Annotated in this window: 17 protein-coding genes and 1 pseudogene; 5 read left to right on the top strand and 13 right to left on the bottom strand. The window is 63.7% G+C overall.

Going from position 1 to position 20968, the window contains the following annotated elements; all coding sequences use genetic code 11:
- Positions 1 to 16: 16 nt before the first annotated feature.
- Positions 17 to 1858, bottom strand: a complete 1842-nt coding sequence (gene recJ / locus JQ624_RS07140) for a single-stranded-DNA-specific exonuclease RecJ (RefSeq protein ID WP_212418131.1) — start codon at positions 1856 to 1858, stop codon at positions 17 to 19.
- 315 nt (positions 1859 to 2173) lie between these two features.
- On the opposite strand from recJ, the gene JQ624_RS07135 reads away from it, so the two are divergent.
- Entirely contained in the window at positions 2174 to 3268 is a 1095-nt protein-coding gene (locus JQ624_RS07135) for a methyl-accepting chemotaxis protein (protein WP_212418130.1), read from the top strand.
- 15 nt (positions 3269 to 3283) lie between these two features.
- On the opposite strand, the gene JQ624_RS07130 is transcribed toward JQ624_RS07135, so the two are convergent.
- From JQ624_RS07130 to JQ624_RS07110, 5 genes are all read right to left on the bottom strand, one after another.
- The gene (locus JQ624_RS07130; protein WP_212418129.1) at positions 3284 to 4003 is read right to left on the bottom strand and encodes a haloacid dehalogenase type II; all 720 of its coding nucleotides are present in this window, start codon (positions 4001 to 4003) and stop codon (positions 3284 to 3286) included.
- A 119-nt stretch (positions 4004 to 4122) separates the two neighbouring features.
- Positions 4123 to 5124 carry a class II fructose-bisphosphatase gene (gene glpX / locus JQ624_RS07125; RefSeq protein WP_212418128.1) on the bottom strand — a complete coding sequence of 334 codons (1002 nt, stop codon included), beginning with the start codon at positions 5122 to 5124 and terminating at the stop codon, positions 4123 to 4125.
- A gap of 78 nt (positions 5125 to 5202) precedes the next feature.
- Entirely contained in the window at positions 5203 to 6522 is a 1320-nt protein-coding gene (locus JQ624_RS07120) for a homoserine dehydrogenase (RefSeq protein ID WP_212418127.1), read from the bottom strand.
- Between the two features lie 27 nt (positions 6523 to 6549).
- Positions 6550 to 7770 (bottom strand): LL-diaminopimelate aminotransferase, encoded by a 1221-nt coding sequence (locus JQ624_RS07115; protein ID WP_212418126.1) that lies wholly within the window; start codon positions 7768 to 7770, stop codon positions 6550 to 6552.
- A 279-nt stretch (positions 7771 to 8049) separates the two neighbouring features.
- Positions 8050 to 8343 (bottom strand): hypothetical protein, encoded by a 294-nt coding sequence (locus JQ624_RS07110; protein ID WP_212418125.1) that lies wholly within the window; start codon positions 8341 to 8343, stop codon positions 8050 to 8052.
- Positions 8344 to 8634: 291 nt separating this feature from the next.
- Here JQ624_RS07110 and JQ624_RS07105 point away from each other — a divergent pair, with 291 nt between their 5' ends.
- Positions 8635 to 10440 carry an alpha/beta hydrolase gene (locus JQ624_RS07105; protein WP_212418124.1) on the top strand — a complete coding sequence of 602 codons (1806 nt, stop codon included), beginning with the start codon at positions 8635 to 8637 and terminating at the stop codon, positions 10438 to 10440.
- Positions 10441 to 10510: 70 nt separating this feature from the next.
- Positions 10511 to 10909: an MAPEG family protein gene (locus JQ624_RS07100; RefSeq protein ID WP_212418123.1), complete on the top strand. Its 399-nt coding sequence runs from the start codon at positions 10511 to 10513 to the stop codon at positions 10907 to 10909.
- Between the two features lie 84 nt (positions 10910 to 10993).
- Here the strand turns inward: JQ624_RS07100 and JQ624_RS07095 are convergent, their stop codons facing one another.
- From JQ624_RS07095 to JQ624_RS07075, 5 genes and pseudogenes are all read right to left on the bottom strand, one after another.
- Positions 10994 to 12403: an outer membrane protein gene (locus JQ624_RS07095; protein ID WP_212418209.1), complete on the bottom strand. Its 1410-nt coding sequence runs from the start codon at positions 12401 to 12403 to the stop codon at positions 10994 to 10996.
- 188 nt (positions 12404 to 12591) lie between these two features.
- The gene (locus JQ624_RS07090) at positions 12592 to 13185 is read right to left on the bottom strand and encodes a bifunctional 2-polyprenyl-6-hydroxyphenol methylase/3-demethylubiquinol 3-O-methyltransferase UbiG (RefSeq protein WP_212418122.1); all 594 of its coding nucleotides are present in this window, start codon (positions 13183 to 13185) and stop codon (positions 12592 to 12594) included.
- A gap of 13 nt (positions 13186 to 13198) precedes the next feature.
- Positions 13199 to 14244, bottom strand: a pseudogene (gene argC, locus JQ624_RS07085) (N-acetyl-gamma-glutamyl-phosphate reductase).
- Between the two features lie 138 nt (positions 14245 to 14382).
- Positions 14383 to 15363, bottom strand: a complete 981-nt coding sequence (gene argC, locus JQ624_RS07080) for an N-acetyl-gamma-glutamyl-phosphate reductase (RefSeq protein ID WP_212418121.1) — start codon at positions 15361 to 15363, stop codon at positions 14383 to 14385.
- Positions 15360 to 16046, bottom strand: a complete 687-nt coding sequence (locus tag JQ624_RS07075; protein WP_212418120.1) for an FMN-binding negative transcriptional regulator — start codon at positions 16044 to 16046, stop codon at positions 15360 to 15362. The genes argC (JQ624_RS07080) and JQ624_RS07075 overlap by 4 nt, the downstream gene beginning before the upstream one ends.
- Positions 16047 to 16493: 447 nt before the next feature.
- Between JQ624_RS07075 and JQ624_RS07070 the strand changes: the two genes are divergently transcribed.
- Entirely contained in the window at positions 16494 to 17462 is a 969-nt protein-coding gene (locus JQ624_RS07070) for an MBL fold metallo-hydrolase (protein ID WP_249129478.1), read from the top strand.
- A gap of 84 nt (positions 17463 to 17546) precedes the next feature.
- Here the strand turns inward: JQ624_RS07070 and JQ624_RS07065 are convergent, their stop codons facing one another.
- Both JQ624_RS07065 and JQ624_RS07060 read right to left on the bottom strand, forming a co-directional pair.
- The gene (locus tag JQ624_RS07065; RefSeq protein WP_212418118.1) at positions 17547 to 18077 is read right to left on the bottom strand and encodes a DedA family protein; all 531 of its coding nucleotides are present in this window, start codon (positions 18075 to 18077) and stop codon (positions 17547 to 17549) included.
- A 229-nt stretch (positions 18078 to 18306) separates the two neighbouring features.
- Entirely contained in the window at positions 18307 to 18753 is a 447-nt protein-coding gene (locus tag JQ624_RS07060) for a PEGA domain-containing protein (protein ID WP_212418208.1), read from the bottom strand.
- Positions 18754 to 18816: 63 nt separating this feature from the next.
- Here JQ624_RS07060 and parE point away from each other — a divergent pair, with 63 nt between their 5' ends.
- Entirely contained in the window at positions 18817 to 20871 is a 2055-nt protein-coding gene (gene parE, locus JQ624_RS07055; protein ID WP_212418117.1) for a DNA topoisomerase IV subunit B, read from the top strand.
- The last annotated feature ends 97 nt before the right edge of the window (positions 20872 to 20968 follow it).

Raw genomic sequence — 20968 nt, 5'->3', positions numbered from 1 at the left:
GTTCTTAATTGTTGAACTACCTGATCAGGGCTGGCCCCGGATCCGGCACCGCGACGTCGAGCACGCGCAACTGCACGCGTTCCGAACCCTGATAGCGATCGACCGCGAGCGAGCCCGCCACATGCAAAGGCTGGCCGCGGTTTTGCGTCAGCGCGTGACCGAGCTTCTGGCCGACCGAACGGAACGCGATGCCGTTGACGATGGCGCCGTCGCCGGACTTGAAACGCAGGCGCAGATGCGCTTGTCCCACTTCGTCGGCATAGACGAGCTGATGCGCCGGCAACGCGATCACCGGCTCCGGATTGGCAGCGCCAAACGGCCCGGCGCGGTTCAGCATGTTGGCGAATTCCACCGTCACGCTGCGCGCGCTCACCGCGCCGTCGATGAACAGCTCGTTCTCGTGACGGGAATTGGCGACGTCCTCGGCGAGTGCGCTTTCCATGAAGGCGCGAAATTCCGCGAGCTTCTCCTTGCGCAGCGTCACGCCCGCGGCCATGGCGTGGCCGCCGCCCTTCATCAGCAATTTCTCTTTCACCGCCTGCCGCACCGCCTTGCCGAGATCGACGCCCGATATCGAGCGGCCCGAGCCGGTGCCGATGCCGCCCGGCTCCAGCGCAATCGCAAAGGCGGGGCGCGCAAACTTCTCCTTCAGCCGCGAGGCGACCAGGCCGACGATGCCGGGGTGCCAGCCCTCGGCGGCGGTCACGATGACCGCGCCCTTGTCCTCGAGACCGAGCGACGCCAGCGCCTCGGCTTCGGCTTGCGCCTCCGCCGCCTGCTCGATGACGCGGCGCTCGCTGTTCAGTCGGTCGAGTTCGGCGGCGATCCGCGCGGCCTCCGAGACGTCGCCCTCCAGCAAAAGCCGCACCCCGAGATCGGCGCGCCCGATCCTTCCCCCCGCATTGATGCGCGGCCCCAGCATGAAGCCGAGATGCCAGGCTTCAGGCGGGCCGTTCAGCCGCGCCACATCCATCAGCGCGGTATGGCCGACATGGTCGCGGCGGCGCATCGCGATCAGGCCCTTGGCGACGAAGGCGCGATTGAGCCCGGTGAGCGGCGCGACGTCGGCGACGGTGCCCAGCGCCACATGGTGCAGCATGCCGAGCAGGTCCGGCTCAGGCCGTTCGGCATTCCAGAAGCCGCGGCCGCGCAATTCCCGGTTCACCGCGACCAGCGTGATCAGCACCAGGCCGACGGCGGCGAGATGGCCGAGGCCGGAGAGATCGTCCGGCCGGTTCGGGTTCACCAGCGCGTCGACCTCAGGCAATTCGTCGCCGGTCTGGTGATGGTCGATGACGACGACCGACATGCCGAGCTTCCGCGCTTCCGCCAGCGGCTCGAGGCTGGTGGTGCCGCAATCGACGGTGACGAGCAGCGTCGCGCCTTTGCCGGCGAGCGCCCGCACCGCCTCGACGTTGGGGCCATAGCCCTCGAAGATACGGTCGGGGATGTGGATCAAGGGATCGAGCCCGCAATGGCGCAAATGCCAGGCCAGCAGCGCGGCCGAGGTCGCGCCATCGACGTCGTAATCGCCGAAGATTGCGACCTTCTCGCCGCGCGCGGCAGCGTCGGCAATACGACTCGCCGCCGTCTCCATCTGCGTCACGGTGTGGGGATCGGGCATCAGTTTACGGATGGTCGGATCGAGAAAATCCTCGACCTCGTCGATCCCGACATCGCGGCCCGCCAGCACGCGCGCCAGCATCTCCGGCAATTGGTAGCGCTGCGTGATCGCCAGCGCCCGCGCCGCCCCCCTGGCATCGAGCCGGTCGCGCCACAATTTGCCGGTCGCCGAACGCGTCACGCCGAGAAACGCCGGCGGCAGTTCAACAGGAAGTGCGGATGCGGGAAGCGTCATGATGCCTTCGAGACATAGGGGCAATGCCGCCGCTGGGCAAACGCCAACCGGGGCGTTGGCGTCGTGCGGCGGCGCGCCGCGAATCGTTGTGGCCGGGCTGACACAACCTCGGCCACGTCGGCTTTGAGCCTATGCCGACAAAAACGACTTGCACAAAGAAGATGCAACTTGTCCCCGTAATACTACCCGCGGGACGCCAGAACATAAACCAATCGTTAGCCATGATCCCCGACAAAGGAGTCAAACGCGCTCCCGTCGAGTCCCGCCGATCCGCAGAAGATCGGCAAACGCACAAAGACTGAGGAATTCCCGCCAATGTCCGTCGCGCTTCGCTCCCAAACCGCAACGATCGCAAAGCAGCCAGCCAATGCAGCAGGCGCCGAGGATGAAGCCGACGTTTCCGCACTGATTGCCAGATTGACCGCCGAGGTCAACCAGGTCGCCTGCGAGAAGACCAAGTCGATCCAGAAGATCACCAACCAGATGAAGATGCTGGCGCTGAACGCGCTGATCGAGAGTTCGCGCGCCGGCGCCCAAGGCGCGGGCTTTGCCGTGGTGGCGCAGGAAGTCCGCAATGTCGGCCAGCAGGTCGAGACCATCGCCCGTGAGCTTGAAAGCCAGCTCACCAACCGGACCGGCAATCTGATGAACTCGATTGCGCAGATGGCTGACCGCTCGCGCGGCGAGCGCATGGTCGATCTGTCGCTGAACGCCATCGAGCTGATCGACCGCAACCTCTATGAGCGCACCTGCGACGTGCGCTGGTGGGCGACCGACTCCGCCGTCGTCGATTGCGCGGCGGCGCCGGAAGCGGCTGCTGTCGCGCATGCGTCGGAACGGATGGCCGTGATCCTTGGCGCCTATACCGTCTATCTCGATCTCTGGCTATGCGATCTCGACGGCCATGTGCGCGCCAATGGCCGCGCCGATCGCTTTGGCGTCGTGGGCCAGAACGTGGCGCACACAAAATGGTTTCGCGCGGCACGGGACCTGCGTTCCGGTGACGATTACGCCGTCGGCGACGTCGAATGCCAGCCGTTGCTCGGCAACGCCCAGGTCGTGACCTATTGCGCCAGCGTTCGCGCCGGCGGCAAGGCCAACGCCAAGCCGATCGGCGTGCTGGCGATCCATTTCGACTGGGAGCCGCAAGCCCGCGCCATCGTCCAGGGCGTCCGCGTCGGCGCCGCCGACAAGGCGCGCGTGCTGCTGGTCGATTCGAATTTCCGGGTGATCGCGGCGTCCGACGGCCAGGGCCTGCTCACCGAGCGCGTCTCGCTTCCACTGGAGGGGCGGCGCTCCGGCTTCCATCAGGACCGCTCCGGCGCGCTGGTCGCATTCCACGCCACGCCCGGCTACGAGACGTACAAGGGTCTCGGCTGGTTCGGCGTGATCCAGGGCGGGGCGGGATAGGCCCCTCGGGAGTTGTCAGCACCCCAGCCGATCGGCGATGCCGCCAAAATCCTTGGCGACGATGTCCCAGTCGCCCTTGGCCTCGAAATCATATTTCTGGTGCGGGCCGTATTCGGTGGGCCGCGCGACGAATGCGGTCTTCAGGCCGAGCTTCTGCGCCGCCTTCAGATCGTTGTTGTGGGCGGCGACCATCATTACCTGCTCCGGCGGCAGGCAAAGCAGTTTGGCGGCGCCGAGATAGGTTTCGGGATCGGGCTTGTAGTGTTCGAATAGTTCCGCCGACATGACGAGGTCCCACGGCAGGCCGGCGAACTTTGCCATGTTGGTCAACAGCGCGACGTTGCCGTTGGAGAGCGGCGAGATGATGTATTTCTTCTTCAGCCGCGTCAGCCCGGGCACGCTGTCGGGCCATGGATGCAGACGGTGCCAGCCCGTGGTGAGGTAATGCAGATCGGCGTCGCTCAGTCCCTCGATTGAGAACTCGGCGACCAGCTTTTCCAGCGACCGCCGGTGCAGCGTGTCCAGTATCTGATAGCCACGCTCGGGATGTTTTCGGACCTCGTCCATCGAGGCCATGTAGACGCCACGCCAGCCATCGACCAGAGCGGTCCAATCAGCCTTGATGCCTGATGTCTCCGACCATTTGGTGAAGTCGTTGATAAGGCTGGTGCGCCAGTCGACGACGGTGCCGAACACGTCAAACACCAGCGCCTTCACCGCGGACACGTCGGACATGCGAGCCCTCCCCGTTTCTTGTTTTCCGACACCGTCATTCCGGGGCGATGCGCAGCATCGAACCCGGAATCTCGAGATTCCGGGTTCGCACTTCGTGCGCCCCGGAATGACCGCCATCCTCAATCCAAATGGAACTTATCCAGTTGCCGGTGCTCGGCCTTGATGTAGCGCACCGTGCCGGTGACCGAGCGCATCACCACCGTTTCGGTCTCGATCACACTATCCTTGCGGAACTTGACGCCCGTGAGCAGCGAACCTGTCGTAACGCCGGTTGCCGCGAACAGGCAGTCGCCGCGCACCATGTCCTCGATGCCGTAGATCATCTTCGGATCGGTCACGCCCATCTTGTGCGCACGCTCCCGCTTCTCGTCGCTGTCGAGGATCAGCCGGCATTGCATCTGGCCGCCGATGCAGCGCAGCGCCGCCGCGGCCAGCACGCCCTCGGGCGCGCCGCCGGTGCCGATATACATGTCGACGCCGGTATTGTCAGGGTCGGCGCAATGGATCACGCCCGCCACGTCGCCGTCGGTGATCAGCCGCACCGCTGCACCCGTGCTGCGCACGCCGGCAATGATGTCGGCGTGGCGCGGGCGATCGAGCACCAGCACCGTGATTGCGGCGGCCTCGACGCCCTTGGCTTTGGCCAGGCGACGGACATTGTCGGCCGGCGACGCGTCGAGTTCGACCACGCCCTTGGCGTAGCCCGGACCGACCGCGAGCTTCTGCATGTAGACGTCGGGCGCATGCAGCAGCGTGCCGCCATCGGCCATCGCCATGGTGGCGATCGCGCCCGGCATGTTCTTGGCGCAGAGCGTGGTGCCTTCCAGCGGGTCGACGGCGATATCAACTTGCGGACCGGCGTTGAGCCCGACCTTCTCGCCGATGAACAGCATCGGCGCCTCGTCGCGCTCACCCTCGCCGATCACGACGGTGCCTTCGATCGGCAGCTTGTTGAGCTCGCGGCGCATCGCGTCGACCGCGGCCTGGTCCGCCGCCTTCTCCTGGCCGTGGCCGCGCAGCCGCGCGGCCGAAACCGCGGCACGTTCCGTCACCCGCACGATTTCAAGCGTCAGGATGCGCTCGAGCAGCAATTGCGGCGGGACGGAAATATGGGTCGACATCGGCTTACTCCTTTAAACCTGCACGGGCCTCTCGGACCGCAATCAATGCTTCGGCGCGCGATCCGTTCGGATCCCGCGTCAGTTCTTTTCAATCCGTATCACCTGCGGCCGGCCGCTGATCACCTTGTCGCGCTGAACGGCTTCGAGCGCGCGATAGACCGCGTCCTCGGAAGTGGCGTAGGTGATCAGGATGACCGGAACCGGTGACGTCTTTTTCGTGGCGCCGTTCGCGTCAACACCCTCGGGGTGGCGCTGCACGATCGATTCCAGCGAAATCTTCTGTTCGGCAAGACGGGTGGCGATGGTGGCGGCGGTGCCGGCGAGGTCACGCGCCATCAGGCGGATGTAGTAGCCGCCCTCGTGGCGCTCCATCGGCGCCTTGCTGGTTTCGCGCAGCCGCTCCACCGGGCGCCCGAACGGCTTGGCGCGAATACCGCGCGCCACGTCGGCGATATCGGCCACGACGGCGGACGCCGTCGCGGCACCGCCGGCGCCCGGTCCCACCAGCGTGATCGGCGGAATGCCTTCGCCGTCGATGGTGACGGCGTTGGTGACGCCCATCACCTGCGCGATCGAGGATGATTTCGGCACCATGGTCGGATGCACGCGCTGCTCGATGCCCTTGGCGGTCCGCACCGCCACGCCCAGCAGTTTGACGCGGTAGCCGAGTTCCTCGGCGGCACGCAGATCTTCCGGCGCGATCGAGGAGATGCCTTCCACATATACCGCGCTCTGCGCCACCTTGGTGCCGAAGGCCAGACTCGCCAGGATCGCAAGCTTTTGCGCGGTGTCGTGGCCATCGACGTCGAACGACGGATTGGCTTCGGCATAGCCGAGCCGCTGCGCATCCTTCAGGCATTCGGCAAACGACAGACCCTCCTGCTCCATCCGGGTCAGGATGTAATTGCAGGTGCCGTTGAGGATGCCGTAGACGCGATTGACGCTGGTGCCGGCCAGCCCTTCGCGCAGCGTCTTGATGACCGGAATGGCGGCGCCGACCGCCGCCTCGAAATTCAGGGCGCCGCCGTGCTTCTCGGCGGCCTTCGCCAGCCGAATGCCGTGCTTGGCGATCAGCGCCTTGTTGGCGGTGACCACCGACTTGCCGGACTTCAGCGCGGCCTCGATCGCCGACAGCGCCGGCTCACCGGAGCCGCCCATCAGTTCGACGAAGCAATCGATGTTGGGATCGGTGGCCAGCGCCAGCGGGCTTTTGGCCCAGTCGATGCCGCGCAGGTCCAGCGAGCGCTTTTTCGCTTTCGAGCGCGCGGTGACCGCAACGACGCGCACGCCGCGCCCGCTGCGCTCCGACAGCGTCCGCGACTGCGCTTCGATGAGGCGGACGACTTCGGCGCCAACGGTGCCGAGCCCCGCGATACCCACTCTCAGGGGTCCGACCATGAATGAGATAACCTGCAATAAAAGGAATTAGCGCCGGTTGGCGAGAGGAACCACGTTGTGCAACGTTTCAATGCCGCTTTCAAGGAAGCGGCGCACCCCGCGGGCGGCCTGGCGGATCCGCTGCTCGTTTTCCACCAGGGCGATGCGGACATAGCCCTCGCCATGCTCGCCGAAGGCGACGCCGGGCGAAACCACCACGCCTGACTTCTCCACCATCAGGGTCGCGAACTGCATGCTGCCGACGCCCTCGAAGGCCTTGGGCAGCGGCGCCCAGGCGAACATCGAGGCCTGCGGCGGCGGAATCTCCCAGCCCGCCCGGCCAAACGATTCGACCAGCGCGTCGCGGCGCTTGCGGTAGGTATCGCGCATTTCCCTGATGCAATCGTCCGGCCCGTTCAGCGCGGCGGTGGCAGCCACCTGAATCGGCGTGAACGCACCGTAGTCGAGGTAGGATTTCACCCGCGCCAGCGCGGCGATGATCCGCTCGTTGCCGACCGCAAAGCCCATGCGCCAGCCCGCCATCGAGAACGTCTTCGACATCGAGGTGAACTCGACGGTGACGTCCATCGCGCCGGGAACCTGCAGCACCGAGGGCGGCGGATTGTTGTCGTCGAAATAGACTTCGGCGTAGGCCAGATCCGACAGGATGAAGATCTCGTGCTTCTTCGCGAACGCCACCAGATCCTTGTAGAAATCAAGCTCGGCGACATAGGCGGTCGGATTCGAGGGATAGCAGACCACGAGCGCCAATGGCTTCGGGATCGAATGGATGATCGCGCGTTCCACCGCCTCGAAAAACTGCGGCGTCGGTTCCGAGGGCACCGAGCGGATCACGCCGCCCGCCATCAGGAAGCCGAAGGCATGAATCGGATAGCTTGGATTGGGGCACAGCACGACGTCGCCGGGCGCGGTGATCGCCTGCGCCACATTGGCAAAACCTTCCTTCGAGCCCAGCGTCGCCACGATCTGGGTGTCCGGATTGAGTTTTACGCCGAACCGCCGCCCATAATAGGCAGCTTGCGCCTTGCGCAGGCCGTTGATGCCGCGTGAGGCCGAGTAGCGATCGGTCCGCGGCTTGCCGAGTGTCTCCTTCAGCTTCTCCAGCACATGGGGCGGCGTCGACAGGTCCGGATTGCCCATGCCCATGTCGATGATGTCGGCCCCGGCATTGCGCGCGGCCGCCTTGGCCTGGTTGACCTTCTCGAACACGTAAGGCGGCAGACGGCGGATGCGATAAAAATCTTCCATGGGACCCTTGCTCCGACAACCGGCGGGACAGAATCGGGGGAACCTTCGCGGCTATCGAAACCGGATTGGGTTTCGGTCAGAAGTCGCGCTCAATCAAGGATTTAGAGCGAATTCAGGCGCGAGGTCCCTTGGGCTCTGGACCCGCAATGCGGTTGAATTGGGTTCTTTTACCACGGGAGCCCGGCGGCGCCACTTTTTATGGTGTTTTCAAGCACCCCAGCTCCGGACCCGATCCGGGGGCGGTTCGCGCCAGGACGGCGCGTCAAACCGGCGACCTTCTTACTTCTTGGCTGGTTTTGGCGGTGTAGCTGCCGTCGCCTGACGGTCGCGGGCGGCCGTCAATTCTGACTGGATTTTAGCCAGCTCGGCCGGCTTGATCGCCTCCTCGTTGCGGTCCGGCGGCAGGTCATGCACCGGTAGATAGCCACCGGCTTCCTTCGGACGCTCGGGCGCGTTAGCCGGCAGGCCAACGCCCGGCATATCCGCGATCTGGGTCGAGCAGCCGCCGAGCGCAAATGCCAACGCGCACAGCGCGGCAATCGACCACAGCCTTATCGTTCGATCTGCCGGCATCCGTCCGGAAATCCCCAACTACCTGCGCACCCGCTTCGCAATCGCATCTATGCGCTGGTACGAGCCTTGCAACGCAAAATCATCCCGCTGCGTTGAATTCGCTAAAACCGTTCAAACCATTGTCGCCCGAAACGATTAAAGCCCAAAGAGCAAATGTGATCGGTGCGGCTGCAATGTGTGCAACTTGTGTGAACACGCAAACTTTATCGCAGTGCAACAGGGTTAACCGCCACCCTCTTGCCATCAATCCACGCGGTGACGAACGCGAAATGAAGCTATAGTGTCCTTGATATGAGTGACGTCAACACCGAACCCCCGACTTCGAAGACCTTCAACGCCGAAGCCTTCGCCATGAACATCGCCAAGGCGGTGGAGACGAGCGGCCAGGCGCTCGCGGCCTATCTCAAGCCGCGCGAGGGCGGGGAACCGAAGGACAAGCCGCCCAGCGAAGTCGGTGAGGTCATCAAGACCTTCTCCAAGGTCGCCGAGTACTGGCTTTCGGACAACGAGCGCGCCGCGAACCTGCAGACGAAGCTCGGCAAGGCCTATCTCGATCTCTGGGGCCAGGCCGCGCGCCGCATGGCCGGCGAAGCGGCCAAGCCGGCGATCGAGCCGTCGCCGCGCGACAAGCGCTTCAAGGATCCGGAGTGGAAATCGAACCAGTTCTTCGATTTCGTGCTGCAGCTCTATCTGCTCACCACGCAGTGGGCGCAAGAACTGGTGAAGAACGCCGAAGGCGTCGATCCGCACACGCGCAAGAAGGCCGAGTTCTACGTTCAGCAGATCATCAACGCGATCGCGCCCTCGAATTTCGTTCTCACCAATCCGGAAGTGCTGCGCGAGACGCTGGCCTCGAACGGCGACAACCTCGTGCGCGGTATGAAGATGCTTACCGAAGACATCGAAGCCGGCCGCGGCACGCTGCGCATCCGTCAGTCCGACCCGTCGAATCTCGTCGTCGGCGTCAACATGGCGACGACGCCGGGCAAGGTAATCTTCCAGAACGAGCTGATGCAGCTCATCCAGTACACGCCGACCACGGAGACGGTGCTGCGCACGCCGCTGCTGATCGTGCCGCCCTGGATCAACAAGTTCTACATTCTCGATCTCAAGCCGGAAAAATCCTACATCAAATGGTGCGTCGACCAGGGCATCACCGTGTTCGTGATCTCCTGGGTCAATCCGGACAAGGAACTCGGCAGGAAGACCTTCGACGACTACATGAAGGAAGGCCCGCTCACCGCGATGGACGTCATCGAAAAGGTGACCGGCGAGATGAAGGTCCACACCGCCGGTTACTGCGTCGGCGGCACCCTGCTCGCCTCGACGCTGGCCTGGCTCGCCGAGAAGCGGCGCCAGCGCGTGACGTCTGCGACGTTCTTTGCGGCGCAGGTCGACTTCACCCATGCCGGCGATTTGCTGGTGTTCGTCGACGAAGACCAGATCTCGACGCTGGAGCGCGAGATGGAAGCAACCGGCGTTCTCGAAGGCAGCAAGATGGCGATGGCCTTCAACATGCTGCGCTCCAACGACCTGATCTGGTCGTATGTCGTCAGCAACTATCTGAAGGGACAGGCGCCCTCCTCGTTCGACCTGCTGCACTGGAATTCCGACGCCACGCGGATGCCGGCGGCCAACCATTCCTTTTACCTGCGCAACTGCTATCTGGAGAACCGCCTCTCCACCGGCAGCATGGTGCTCGACAACACGCTGCTCGACCTGTCGAAGGTCAAGGTGCCCGTCTACAATCTGGCGACGCGCGAGGACCACATCGCACCGGCGGATTCGGTGCTGTACGGTTCGCAGTTCTTCGGCGGCCCGGTCAAATTTGTGCTGTCCGGGTCGGGCCACATCGCAGGCGTGGTCAACCCGCCGGCGGCGGGCAAATATCAATATTGGACCAACGACAACATCAAGGACGTCACCCTCGCCGATTGGCTGAAGAACGCGACCGAGCACAAAGGCTCATGGTGGCCCGACTGGCGGCAATGGCTGGAGAGCCTGGACGCCGAGCAGGTGCCCGCGCGCGCCGTCGGCTCCGAGGAGATGCCGCCGATCGAGGACGCGCCCGGCAGCTACGTCAAGGTCCGCGCATAGCGCTGCCCGGCGCGGTTCGCTATAACCAGTCGTCCCGCGCCGGGACTTGAAATCGTTTGAGGGGGAACCAATGACGCGTGAATTGTTCTGGCTGACTCTGACCGTGATTTTGACCGGGCTGATGTGGGTACCCTACATCATCAATCGCTGTCAGGTGCGCGGCCTCTCCGGCGCCATGGCCAATCCCTCGCGCAACGACAAGCCGCACGCCGAATGGGCGACGCGGATGATGTTCGCGCACGACAACGCGGTCGAGAATCTGATCATCTTCGCGCCGCTGGTCTTGATCCTCAACGACCTCGACTATTCCACCAAATGGACCGTCTATGCCTGCGCCGTGTATTTCTGGGCCCGCGTCGCGCATCTGATCGTCTACACGCTGGGCCTGCCGGTATTCCGCACGCTGGCCTTCACCGTCGGCTTCCTCGCCCAGGCCGTGCTGGCGCTGGCGATCTTCAAGGTGGTGTGAAGTTTCCATCCGCCGACGAGCCCAAAAGCAAAAACCCCCGGAGCTCGGCCCCGGGGTTTTTCATTGGTGTCTCTGAAACGGCGGTCAGTACTTCGCGACGACCGGCGAATTGAAGTGATAGTTGATGCCGGTGCGGAAGACGTGCTCGGTCACGGACCGGGTCGTCGTTGCCGGAACCGCGCCGAAGACGAAGCTGTCCGACGTCGAGCCGAGATCGACATAGAGATACTCGGTCTTGGTGGTCCAGTTCGGGCCCAGCAATCCCAACAGCGTAAACGGCGTTTCGATGCCCGCACCTGCGGTCCAGCCGGTATTGGTGTGCGAGAACGATTGCGTCACCGGGCCGACGAAGGAATTGGTGTCGATCTTGGTCTTGATGCTGCCGTAAGCAAGACCGCCGGTGGCATAGAACAGGGTCGAGCCGACCGAATAGCCCAACCGCCCGCGCACCGTGCCGAACCACGGCAGCGTGGCGTCATAGGCCGCCGTCACCCCGCCGGGTATGCAGGAGAGGACGCACGTCTTGTTGTCTTGCTGGGTGCTGCCCTGAATATCGGCCTCCAGACCGAACACCCAGTTGGCCGCCTGCCAGTTGTAGCCCGCCTGGACGCCGCCGTTGATGCCGTCGGGCGCCAGGTTGAACGCCTGGAAAAACCCGACCGCGGGCAGATTCAAGGTGCTGCGGTCCCGTCCGGTGCCGGAACCGAAATTGCCACCGAGATAGAACCCGGCCCAGTTGGCGGCAGCGACCGGCGCATAGGCCCTGCCGCCGATCCGATAGTTCAGGCCGACGCGAAAAATGTTCTCGCGAAGTTCGGTGTTGATCGGGGTTGCGGCAGCCAGCGCGGCAATGTCGCTCTTGTTGCCGAGATTGAGATAGAGATACTCGATCTTTCCGGTCCAGTTGCCGCCCAGCGCGGCTTCGACGCCGCTGCCGACCACCCATCCGCCCTGCGTGCGCTCGTTCGAGAATGTGTTTGTGACGCCGCCGAACGTCGCGCTCGCGCTGGTCTTGACGTTTGCGTACGCAAAGCCCGCGGTGACATAGCTCAGCACCGGTCCATTGGCGATGCCGATACGCCCGCGCGCAGTCCCGAACCAATCGAGCTTCTGATTGTAGTTTCTTAAGACGACGGCTTCGTTGAAGGTGGTGCGATCATCGCTCAGGCCGGCACCCTGAATGTCCGCCTCGACACCGAAAACGATCGGTCCGAGCACCGAACCCGTCTGCCAATTGTAGCCGACCTGGCCGCCGGCAAAGCCGCCTTGCGGCGAGACGTAGAACGAATAGACCGATCCCACGCCAAGGAAGTCGTGCTGAAAGCGATCACGGCCGAGACCGACGCCGGCGTTGACGCCGATGTAAAAGCCGGTCCAGTCGTAGACGGCGGCGAGTGCTGGGGCTTTGGTGTAAGGCCGGGCGGCGAGGTCTGCGGCGATCGTCGGGGCGGATCCCAGGCCAACGAGAGCGGTGGCCAACAGGTACTTCTTCATTTTCATTTACGGCATTCCCAGTCCGGCATTCCCAGCACTTTCCAACAGACGCGCTGTTGGCACTCGGAATGTCCTTAACGGATTCGGATCTTAAAGCTGTAGCCCGCCAGCCACATCTTCCGGGGATTTCTTTCGCGCGACGAACTGCGGCAATATCCGGGCAATATCGCGGACCTGGAAGCCGTTCTTCAGTCGCCTTTTTGCGCCACGACAAACAACATCGACGCCATCTTGTCATCAAACCCTTTGACTTCGCCGCGCTCGATCGACAGCGAGTTCCAGTGGCCCGCGCTGGCGTAGGTCGCACGCAGCCAGTCCGGCGACGGATAATTGTAATAGCGATTGAGCGTGTCGCGGCCGTCGCCATCGCCTTCCTTGTAGCTGGCGAAGAAATGGCCCGCAGGCTTCAGCGCGCGCCAGATCCGAGCGAGAACATCCGCAAGCTCCGGCCTCGGTACGTGAAGCAGGCAGGCGTTGGCCCAGATGCCATCATAGGCCTCGACCTCATCGAGATCATGAAACAGCAGCGTCTCGACGGTGCGGCCGAGATGTTTTGAGGCGATCGCCGCCATTTCCGGCGACCCGTCGGTCGGGCGGACATCAAATCCCCGCGCCAGCATTTCCGCGGTGTCGCCGCCGGCGCCGCAGCCGAGTTCGAGTATGGACGCGCCCGGCGAAAGAAGCGCCAGAAACGCCATCAGCCGCGCCTGGCGCGAGGTGAAGGTGCGCCTGGCATAGGCCTCGGCATTGCCGCGGTAGAATTGCAGCGTCTTCTCGTCCACCCTGCACCTCCTGTCACGGAAACAGCGCGATCTGCTCCAGTCCTGCCGTTTCGGGCAAACCGAACATCAGGTTCATGTTCTGGATTGCCTGACCCGCAGAACCTTTAACAGATTGTCGAGCGTGGAAATCACGATCGCCCGGTTCTTGATGCGATCAGCGACAACGCCAATCTGAACATAGTTCGAGCCGCGCACATTCTGGGTCTGCGGCAGCACGCCCTTGTTCGCGACGTGCACGAAGGGTTCGTTGGCGTAGGCCTTCTGCAGCGCGGCCCGCAAATCGTCCGGCGTCGCGCCGTTGAGCTTGACGTAGGACGTGCAGAGTTCGCCGCGCGCCATCGGAATCAGATGCGGCGTGAAATTCACGGTCACCGCCCTGTCGGCGGCGACGCCAATCTCCTGCTCGATTTCAGGCGCGTGCCGGTGGGTGCCGACCGAATAGGGCGACAGGCCCTCGCCCGCCTCGCTGAACAGCGTGTTCTGCTTCAACCCTCGGCCGGCGCCGGTGACGCCCGACTTCGCGTCGATGATGATGTCGTCGACATCGATGAGCCTGGCCCTGGCAAGCGGCACGAGCGCGAGCAGCACCGCGGTCGGATAGCAGCCGGGACAGGCGACCAGCCGCGCGGCTGCGATCTTCTCGCGATAGAACTCGGTCAGGCCGTAGACCGCCTCGCCCTGCAATTCCAGCGCCCGGTGCTCATGGCCGTACCATTGCGCGTAAATATCCTTGTCGCGCAGCCGGAAATCGGCGGACATGTCGAGGATTTTGATCCTGGGGTTGGCTTTGAGAACCGCCGCGATGATCTCCTGCGTGGTGCCGTGCGGCAGCCCGCAGAACACCGCGTCGAGCTTGCTCCAGTCGACTTTTTCCCATTCGACGAGCTTCGGCAGGTCGAGCATGAAGAAATGCGGAAACACATCGCTCATGGCCTTGCCGGCATGGATGTTGGCGGTGAGCGCGGTGATCTCGGCATTCGGATGCCGCGCCAACAGGCGCACCGCGTCGGCTCCAGTGTAGCCGGACGCGCCGAGAATGCCGATCTTCTTCATGCCCATCGCACGCTCCTGTCAGGCGAAATGGTTTGCTGGTCTTGTACCGCAACGGCAGCGAAAAGCCGGCGGCCGTGCCGCGCGCATCACGTCTGCGCACGCGCGTCCTCGTTCACCCTGCTCTCTTCGAGAACGCTATATCTGCTACTTGTCGGCAAGCCCCAGCATCAGCCGCATGTTCTGCACGGCAGCACCCGAGGCACCCTTGCCCAGATTGTCGAGCCGCGCGACCAGCACCGCCTGACGATGTTTGTCGCTGGCAAAGACGTAGAGCTCGAGCTTGTTGGTCTCGTTGAGCGCCTCGGGCTCGATCCGCCCGCCTTTGGTCGCGGCGTTCTCCAACGGCATCACCGAGACGTAGGTGCTGCCGGCGTAGCGCTTTGCCAGCGCGGCGTGCAGGTCGGCGCCGCCAGGTTTGCCCGGCAGCGTGTCGAGATGCAGCGGCACCGAGACCAGCATGCCCTGCCGATAATTGCCGACCGACGGCACGAAGATCGGCCGCCGCGTCAGTTTTGAGTAAAGCTGCGTCTCGGGCAGATGCTTGTGCTCGAAGCCGAGGCCATACAATTCGAAGGACGGCGCGCTGCCATCCTCAAAACTCGCGATCATCGACTTGCCGCCGCCCGAATAGCCGCTCACCGCGTTGATGGTGACGGGATAGTCCGCCGGCAGCAGGCCGGCATCGACCAGCGGCCGCAGCAGCGCAATGCTGCCGGTCGGATAGCAGCCCGGATTGGAGACCTTCCGGGCGGTCCGGATCTTGTCGGCCTGGTCCGGCGTGAGTTCGGGAAAGCCGTACGTCCAGTCGCTGGCGACCCGAAACGCCGTCGAGGCGTCGAGCACCTTGGGAGCCGAAGCGCCCATGCTGTCGATCAGGGCCACCGTTTCCTTCGCGGCATCGTCAGGCAGGCAGAGGATGACGAGATCCACCTCCTCCATCAGCGCCCGCTTGGCGCCGGCATCCTTGCGCTTCTCCTCGGCGATGTTTTTCACCACGACGTCGTTCTGCAGCCGCAGCCGCTCCTGAATGCCGAGTCCCGTCGTTCCGGAGGCGCCGTCAACGAACACGGCGGGCCTGGTCGGGGCGCCGACGGTTTTCGACTGATGGCTGTCGGTGAGGGTCATGGCACGGTCCTTTCGAGCTGGTTCGTTTCGTTGGCAAAGGCCTCTTGGTTTGCAAACACGTTGGGCCGTGCCTCTTGCATCAAATGCGCGATCTGCTGTGCGCCGGTGTCGGCTTGCGAGGCCAGCGACCCCGCAACCGCCGCATAGTCGGTCTCGGACTTGTGCTGGTTCAGCTTGAAGCTGCCCTCAACTTCTTCAACCGTCATCTCAAGACCCACAATGGCTTTCTTCATCGCCTCCAGCCGCCCGGCCGTCATCTTCGACGACAGCCACGGCTTTTTCGGCGAGAGCCTGCCCTCGAACTTGGCGCTGAGCGCCTCGATCTGCGCTGCAAGTTCGCCGTCGGACATCGCCCGCACCGGGCCGGTCAGATGCACCGCCTGATAGAGCCAGGTCGGCACCTGGTCCGGCGAGACGTACCAGTCCGGCGACACATAGGCATCCGCGCCGTTCACGGCCAGCAGCCAGGACGTCGTCCCGTCCGCGAGCTTTGCCAGCGGATTGTGACGCGCGACGTGGAAGGCCGCGCGCGGCGTGCCGTCATTGGCCGAGGTCAGATAGAACGGCAGCGACGAGGCGACCGGCTTGTTGCCGTCCCACGCGCAAGCCAGCCCAAAGCCGCGCGCTTCCGCGAACGCGAGGCTCGCGGCGCGGTCGGACTTGAACGGTGGAGGCGTATACATCTCAAACTCCTGCTTGACGTAGGAGCCGCCAGTTCAGTCCGCGTTTTCTGGAAAAGGAAGAAGCCGCGGGACCGGATCCGGCGGCAGGGGCGATGATCTTAAACGCAGACAACCGCCCGAACCGCGATGATGCGGCGGCGGCGAGCGATGGTCATGGTCGCGGCAATAGTCATGGGCGCGGCTATAAGACCGCGCGGTTCCACGGTCAAGCCAAAAACACGGGTTGCGCTTTGAAGGTTCACCACCCCCACGCGGATATGATCCCTGCCCATTCAGGCCAGAAGCCCTGTTCGGTCTCGTTTTGGAGCGAACCGGAATTTTCAAGCAGACAGGGGGTTTCTAACTCAGGTGTGATCATCGGTCGGCTATCCTTTCGGTGCATGCCGTGAAATCTTCCGCCACCAATTCGAGGACAGCGCAATGACAGAATTTACCCGGCGCACGGCCTTGGCCGGCATCGCTGCATCTACCATCGTCCCGCTCGGCATCACGACACAGGCCCGCGCCAACGCGCCGTTAGCCGATAAGCAGGCTCCGGGCTTTTATCGTTACAACATCGGCACGCACCAGATTACGGTCGTTTCCGACGGTGTCACGGTTACCCCGCGCCCCGACAACTATGTCGCGAACGCGTCGAAGGACGACGTCAGCAAGGCTTTTGCCGAGAACTACATGCCGCCGGACAAGGCTACCCACAGCTACAGCCCGATCGTCATCAATACCGGGTCAAAGCTCGTGGTGGTGGACACCGGTCTCGGCCCCGCCACTTATGAGCAGAGCAAGGGCAAGGTCGGGCAGTTTCAGACGAATCTCGCAGCCGCCGGTATCGATCGCAACAGCGTCGATATGGTCATCATCTCACATTTTCACGGAGACCACATCAACGGGCTCCTGACTGCGGACAACAAGGCCGCTTATCCGAATGCCGAGATCATGGTGCCGTCGGCGGAGTGGAAATTCTGGATGGATGACGGCGAGATGAGCAAGGGGGCAGGAAATCCCATTCTCGAAAACAACTTCAAGAATTCACGGCGGGTGTTCGACGCTCTCGGCCGCAAGGTGACGCAGTATGACGCCGGCAAGGAAATCGCTCCTGGCATTACATCCGTTGCCAGCCCCGGTCATACCCCAGGCCATACTTCCTTTATCGTTGCCTCCGGCTCAGAAAAATTGTTGGTGCAGGTCGATATCACCGCGGGTGCCGCCTTTTTGTTCGTCAGGAATCCGGATTGGCAGTTGCTGTTCGACGTCGACAAGCCGCTCGCTGTCCAAACACGACGGAAGCTTTACGACATGGCGATTGCGGAAAAGATGCCGATCCAGGCGTTCCACGCCGGTTTCCCCGGGCTCGTGCGGGTGGAGAAGGACGGCAATGGCTACCGTTGGGTTCCAGCACTTTGGAATCCGTCGCTGTAGACCTATCGAACTTTGTCGGTCTCCCTCAAACGGGAAATAGCGACGGCGCTGGCCCTCTCCCTTGCCTGATGGAGAGGGTCAAACCTACGCCACCCGCCACAGCCATTCGGCGAGTTTCCCCATCACGTCGCCGACCAGCAGCAGGACGGCCGACCAGATCAGCGCCGAGACGAAATTGGCGATCTGGAACGGCCAGTAGGACATCTCGAAAATGCCGGCGGCGAGCGGCACCGAGGCGCGCAGCGGCCCGAAGAACCGGCCGATGAAGATCGAGGGCACGCCCCATTTTTTCACGAACGCCTCGCCGCGCAGCAGGATCTCGGGGTAGCGCGACAGCGGCCACATCTCGGCGACGTGCTCCTTGTAGCGGTAGCCGAACCAGTAGGAGACCCAGTCGCCGAGCGCAGCGCCTATGCCGCCGGCGAGCCAGACCGGCCAGAAGCTGACGCCGCTGACGCCGATCAGCGCGCCGATCGCGACCAGCGCGCCCCAGGCCGGCACCAGCAGCGACACGAACGCAAGCGATTCGCCGAATGCCAGCACCAGCACGATCGGGGCGGCCCAGGCCTGATTGTCGCGCACGAAATCAGCCAGAGCGCGCGCAAAATCTTGCATGTCTTGAGTGCCTTCCCCGCCCCGTTTTCGCCGATGAACCTTTTGGCAGGTTCAAAGCCCGGGCAACAGGTAAGCCAGCCCCTTGCGTGACTTCAAGTCACAAAGGCGGACACGGATTGTGATTACAGGCGGCCTGCCCGGACCCGGATGGCACGGCCCTGACTATCCCGCCAAGACCGCCGTCAAGACCTGCCGCCAAGACCTCAAGACCTGGAGCCTGAAACCCCGGTCAGCTCTGCGGCGGCGGCGCCCGCCTTGGCGGCCGCGGCCGGCGGGCCTGCGGCGCGACCGGCTGCAGGGTCACGATGACCGGATTCGGCTTGTGGTCCAGTGCGGCGCCGGTGGCGGCGTCGACGCCCATCCCGACCAGGCCGCCGATCAGAACATTGCCCGCGAAACCCGCCGCGCCGCTGCCGGGGATTTCCTTGGTCAACGGAATGATCTGGGGCTCATATCCCTCCTTGTTCACCGTGACGGTGATGTCGGCGTTGCGCTTCGCCTGAACCACGCACGGAGTGACGCAAGTCGTTGGAATATCTAGCCCGGCGATCTCGGCCGTCGCGCCCGCCGGTGTGCTCGAAATGGAAATATTCTCGGTCGTTCCCCGCGTCACGGACGCGCAACCAACCTCCCGGCCGCGAGGCTTTCCAGCCCGGCCGTCACTTTTTGAGCCCATCCATGGCATAGTCAGCGTAACCGATTCGGCACGCCGCGCCGCGTGCAACACACACGAAGAGCCATGTCCAAATCATTGAAATCAGCTGCAAAACCCAAATCTACCAACGACCTCTTCGGGGCGGAACCGAAAGGCCGCGCGACGCCAAAGGCCGGCTCGCGGGCGACCAGTGCCGAGGCCGGCTATACCGCGGCCGACATCGAAGTGCTGGAAGGATTGGAGCCGGTACGCCGGCGCCCCGGCATGTATATCGGCGGCACCGACGAAAAGGCGCTGCATCATCTGTTCGCCGAAGTCATCGACAATGCCATGGACGAAGCCTTGGCCGGGCATGCCTCGTTCATCGAGGTGGAATTGAGCGCCGACGGATTTCTGACCGTCACCGACAATGGCCGCGGCATCCCCGTCGATCCGCATCCGAAATTTCCGAAGAAATCCGCGCTCGAAGTCATCATGTGCACGCTGCATTCCGGCGGCAAGTTCGACTCCAAGGTCTATGAGACCTCGGGCGGCCTGCACGGCGTCGGCGTCTCCGTGGTCAACGCCCTCTCCTCACGTCTCGAAGTGGAAGTCGCGCGCAGCCAAAAGCTCTACCGGATGAGTTTCGAGCGCGGCCATCCCAAGGGCAAGCTCGAAGACCTCGGCAAGATCAACAACCGCCGCGGCACCCGCATCCGCTTCAAGCCCGACCCCGATATTTTCGGCGCCAAGGCCAGCTTCAAGCCGCAGCGCCTGTTCAAGATGACGCGCTCGAAAGCCTACCTGTTCGGCGGCGTCGAGATCCGCTGGCGCTGCGATCCCGCGCTGTTGAAGGGCATCGAGGATGTGCCGGCCGAGGATAGTTTCCATTTCCCGGGCGGCCTGAAGGATTATCTCGCCGCCGCCATTCACGCCGATACGCTGGTGCATCCGGATATCTTCTCCGGCAAGTCGGGCCGCAACGGCGCCCATGGCGCCTGCGAATGGGCGGTCGCCTGGACGGCGGACGCCGACGGCTTCCTCTCCTCCTATTGCAACACGGTGCCGACGCCCGACGGCGGCACCCATGAATCCGGCATGCGCAGCGCGATGCTGCGCGGCCTGAAGGACCACGCCGAGCGCATCGGCCAGGGCAAGCGCGCCGCCCCCATCACCTCGGAAGACGTCATGGTGGGAGCTGCCGTGATGCTCTCGGTGTTCGTGCGCGAGCCGGAATTCCAGGGCCAGACCAAGGACCGCCTGGCCACCGCGGAAGCGCAGAAGATCGTCGAGCAGGCGATCAAGGATCCGTTCGACCACTGGCTGTCGGGCAATCCGCTGCAGGCCAACAAGCTGCTGGATTTCGTCATCGAGCGCGCCGACGAGCGATTGCGCCGCCGCGCCGAGAAGGAGACTTCACGCAAGACCGCCGTGAAGAAGCTGCGGCTGCCCGGCAAGCTTGCCGACTGCACCAACACCGCGACCGAAGGCTCCGAACTGTTCATCGTCGAGGGCGACTCGGCCGGCGGCAGCGCCAAACAGGCGCGCGACCGCAAGACCCAGGCGGTGCTTCCCCTGCGCGGAAAAATCCTCAACGTCGCTTCCGCCGGCAAGGACAAGCTGACTGCCAACGCACAGCTCGCCGATCTGATGCAGGCGATCGGCTGCGGAACGCTGGCGCATTACCGCGAAGAAGATCTGCGCTATTCCCGCATCATCATCATGACCGACGCCGACGTCGACGGCGCGCATATCGCCTCGCTCCTGATCACGTTCTTCTACCGCCAGACGCGGCCACTGATCGACCAAGGCCATCTCTATCTCGCGGTGCCCCCGCTCTATCGCCTTACCCATGGCGCCAAGACGGTTTACGCCCGCGACGAAGCGCACAAGGAGGCGCTGCTGAAGAGCGAGTTCAACGCCAACGCCAAGGTCGATGTCGGCCGCTTCAAAGGCCTCGGCGAGATGATGCCGGCGCAGCTCAAGGAAACCACCATGGACCCGGCCAGGCGCACCCTGCTCCGCGTCGTGCTTTTGGCCGACGACCGCGAAGGCACCGCCGATTCGGTCGAGCGGCTGATGGGAACCAAGGCCGAGGCGCGGTTCGCCTTCATCTCCGACAAGGCCGAATTCGCCAGCGACGACCTGCTGGACGTCTGATTTTACTCATCCAGGCGGCTTTCGGACTATTTCCGGCATATTTGGTCGATTAGCGCCCGAATTTGCCCGTTTCCCGGGCATTTTCCGGTCATTCGTT

Origin of the sequence: Bradyrhizobium sp. AUGA SZCCT0283 (assembly GCF_018130385.1) — a bacterium.
GTDB lineage: Bacteria > Pseudomonadota > Alphaproteobacteria > Rhizobiales > Xanthobacteraceae > Bradyrhizobium.
This window is presented reverse-complemented; position numbering and strand designations above follow the sequence as displayed.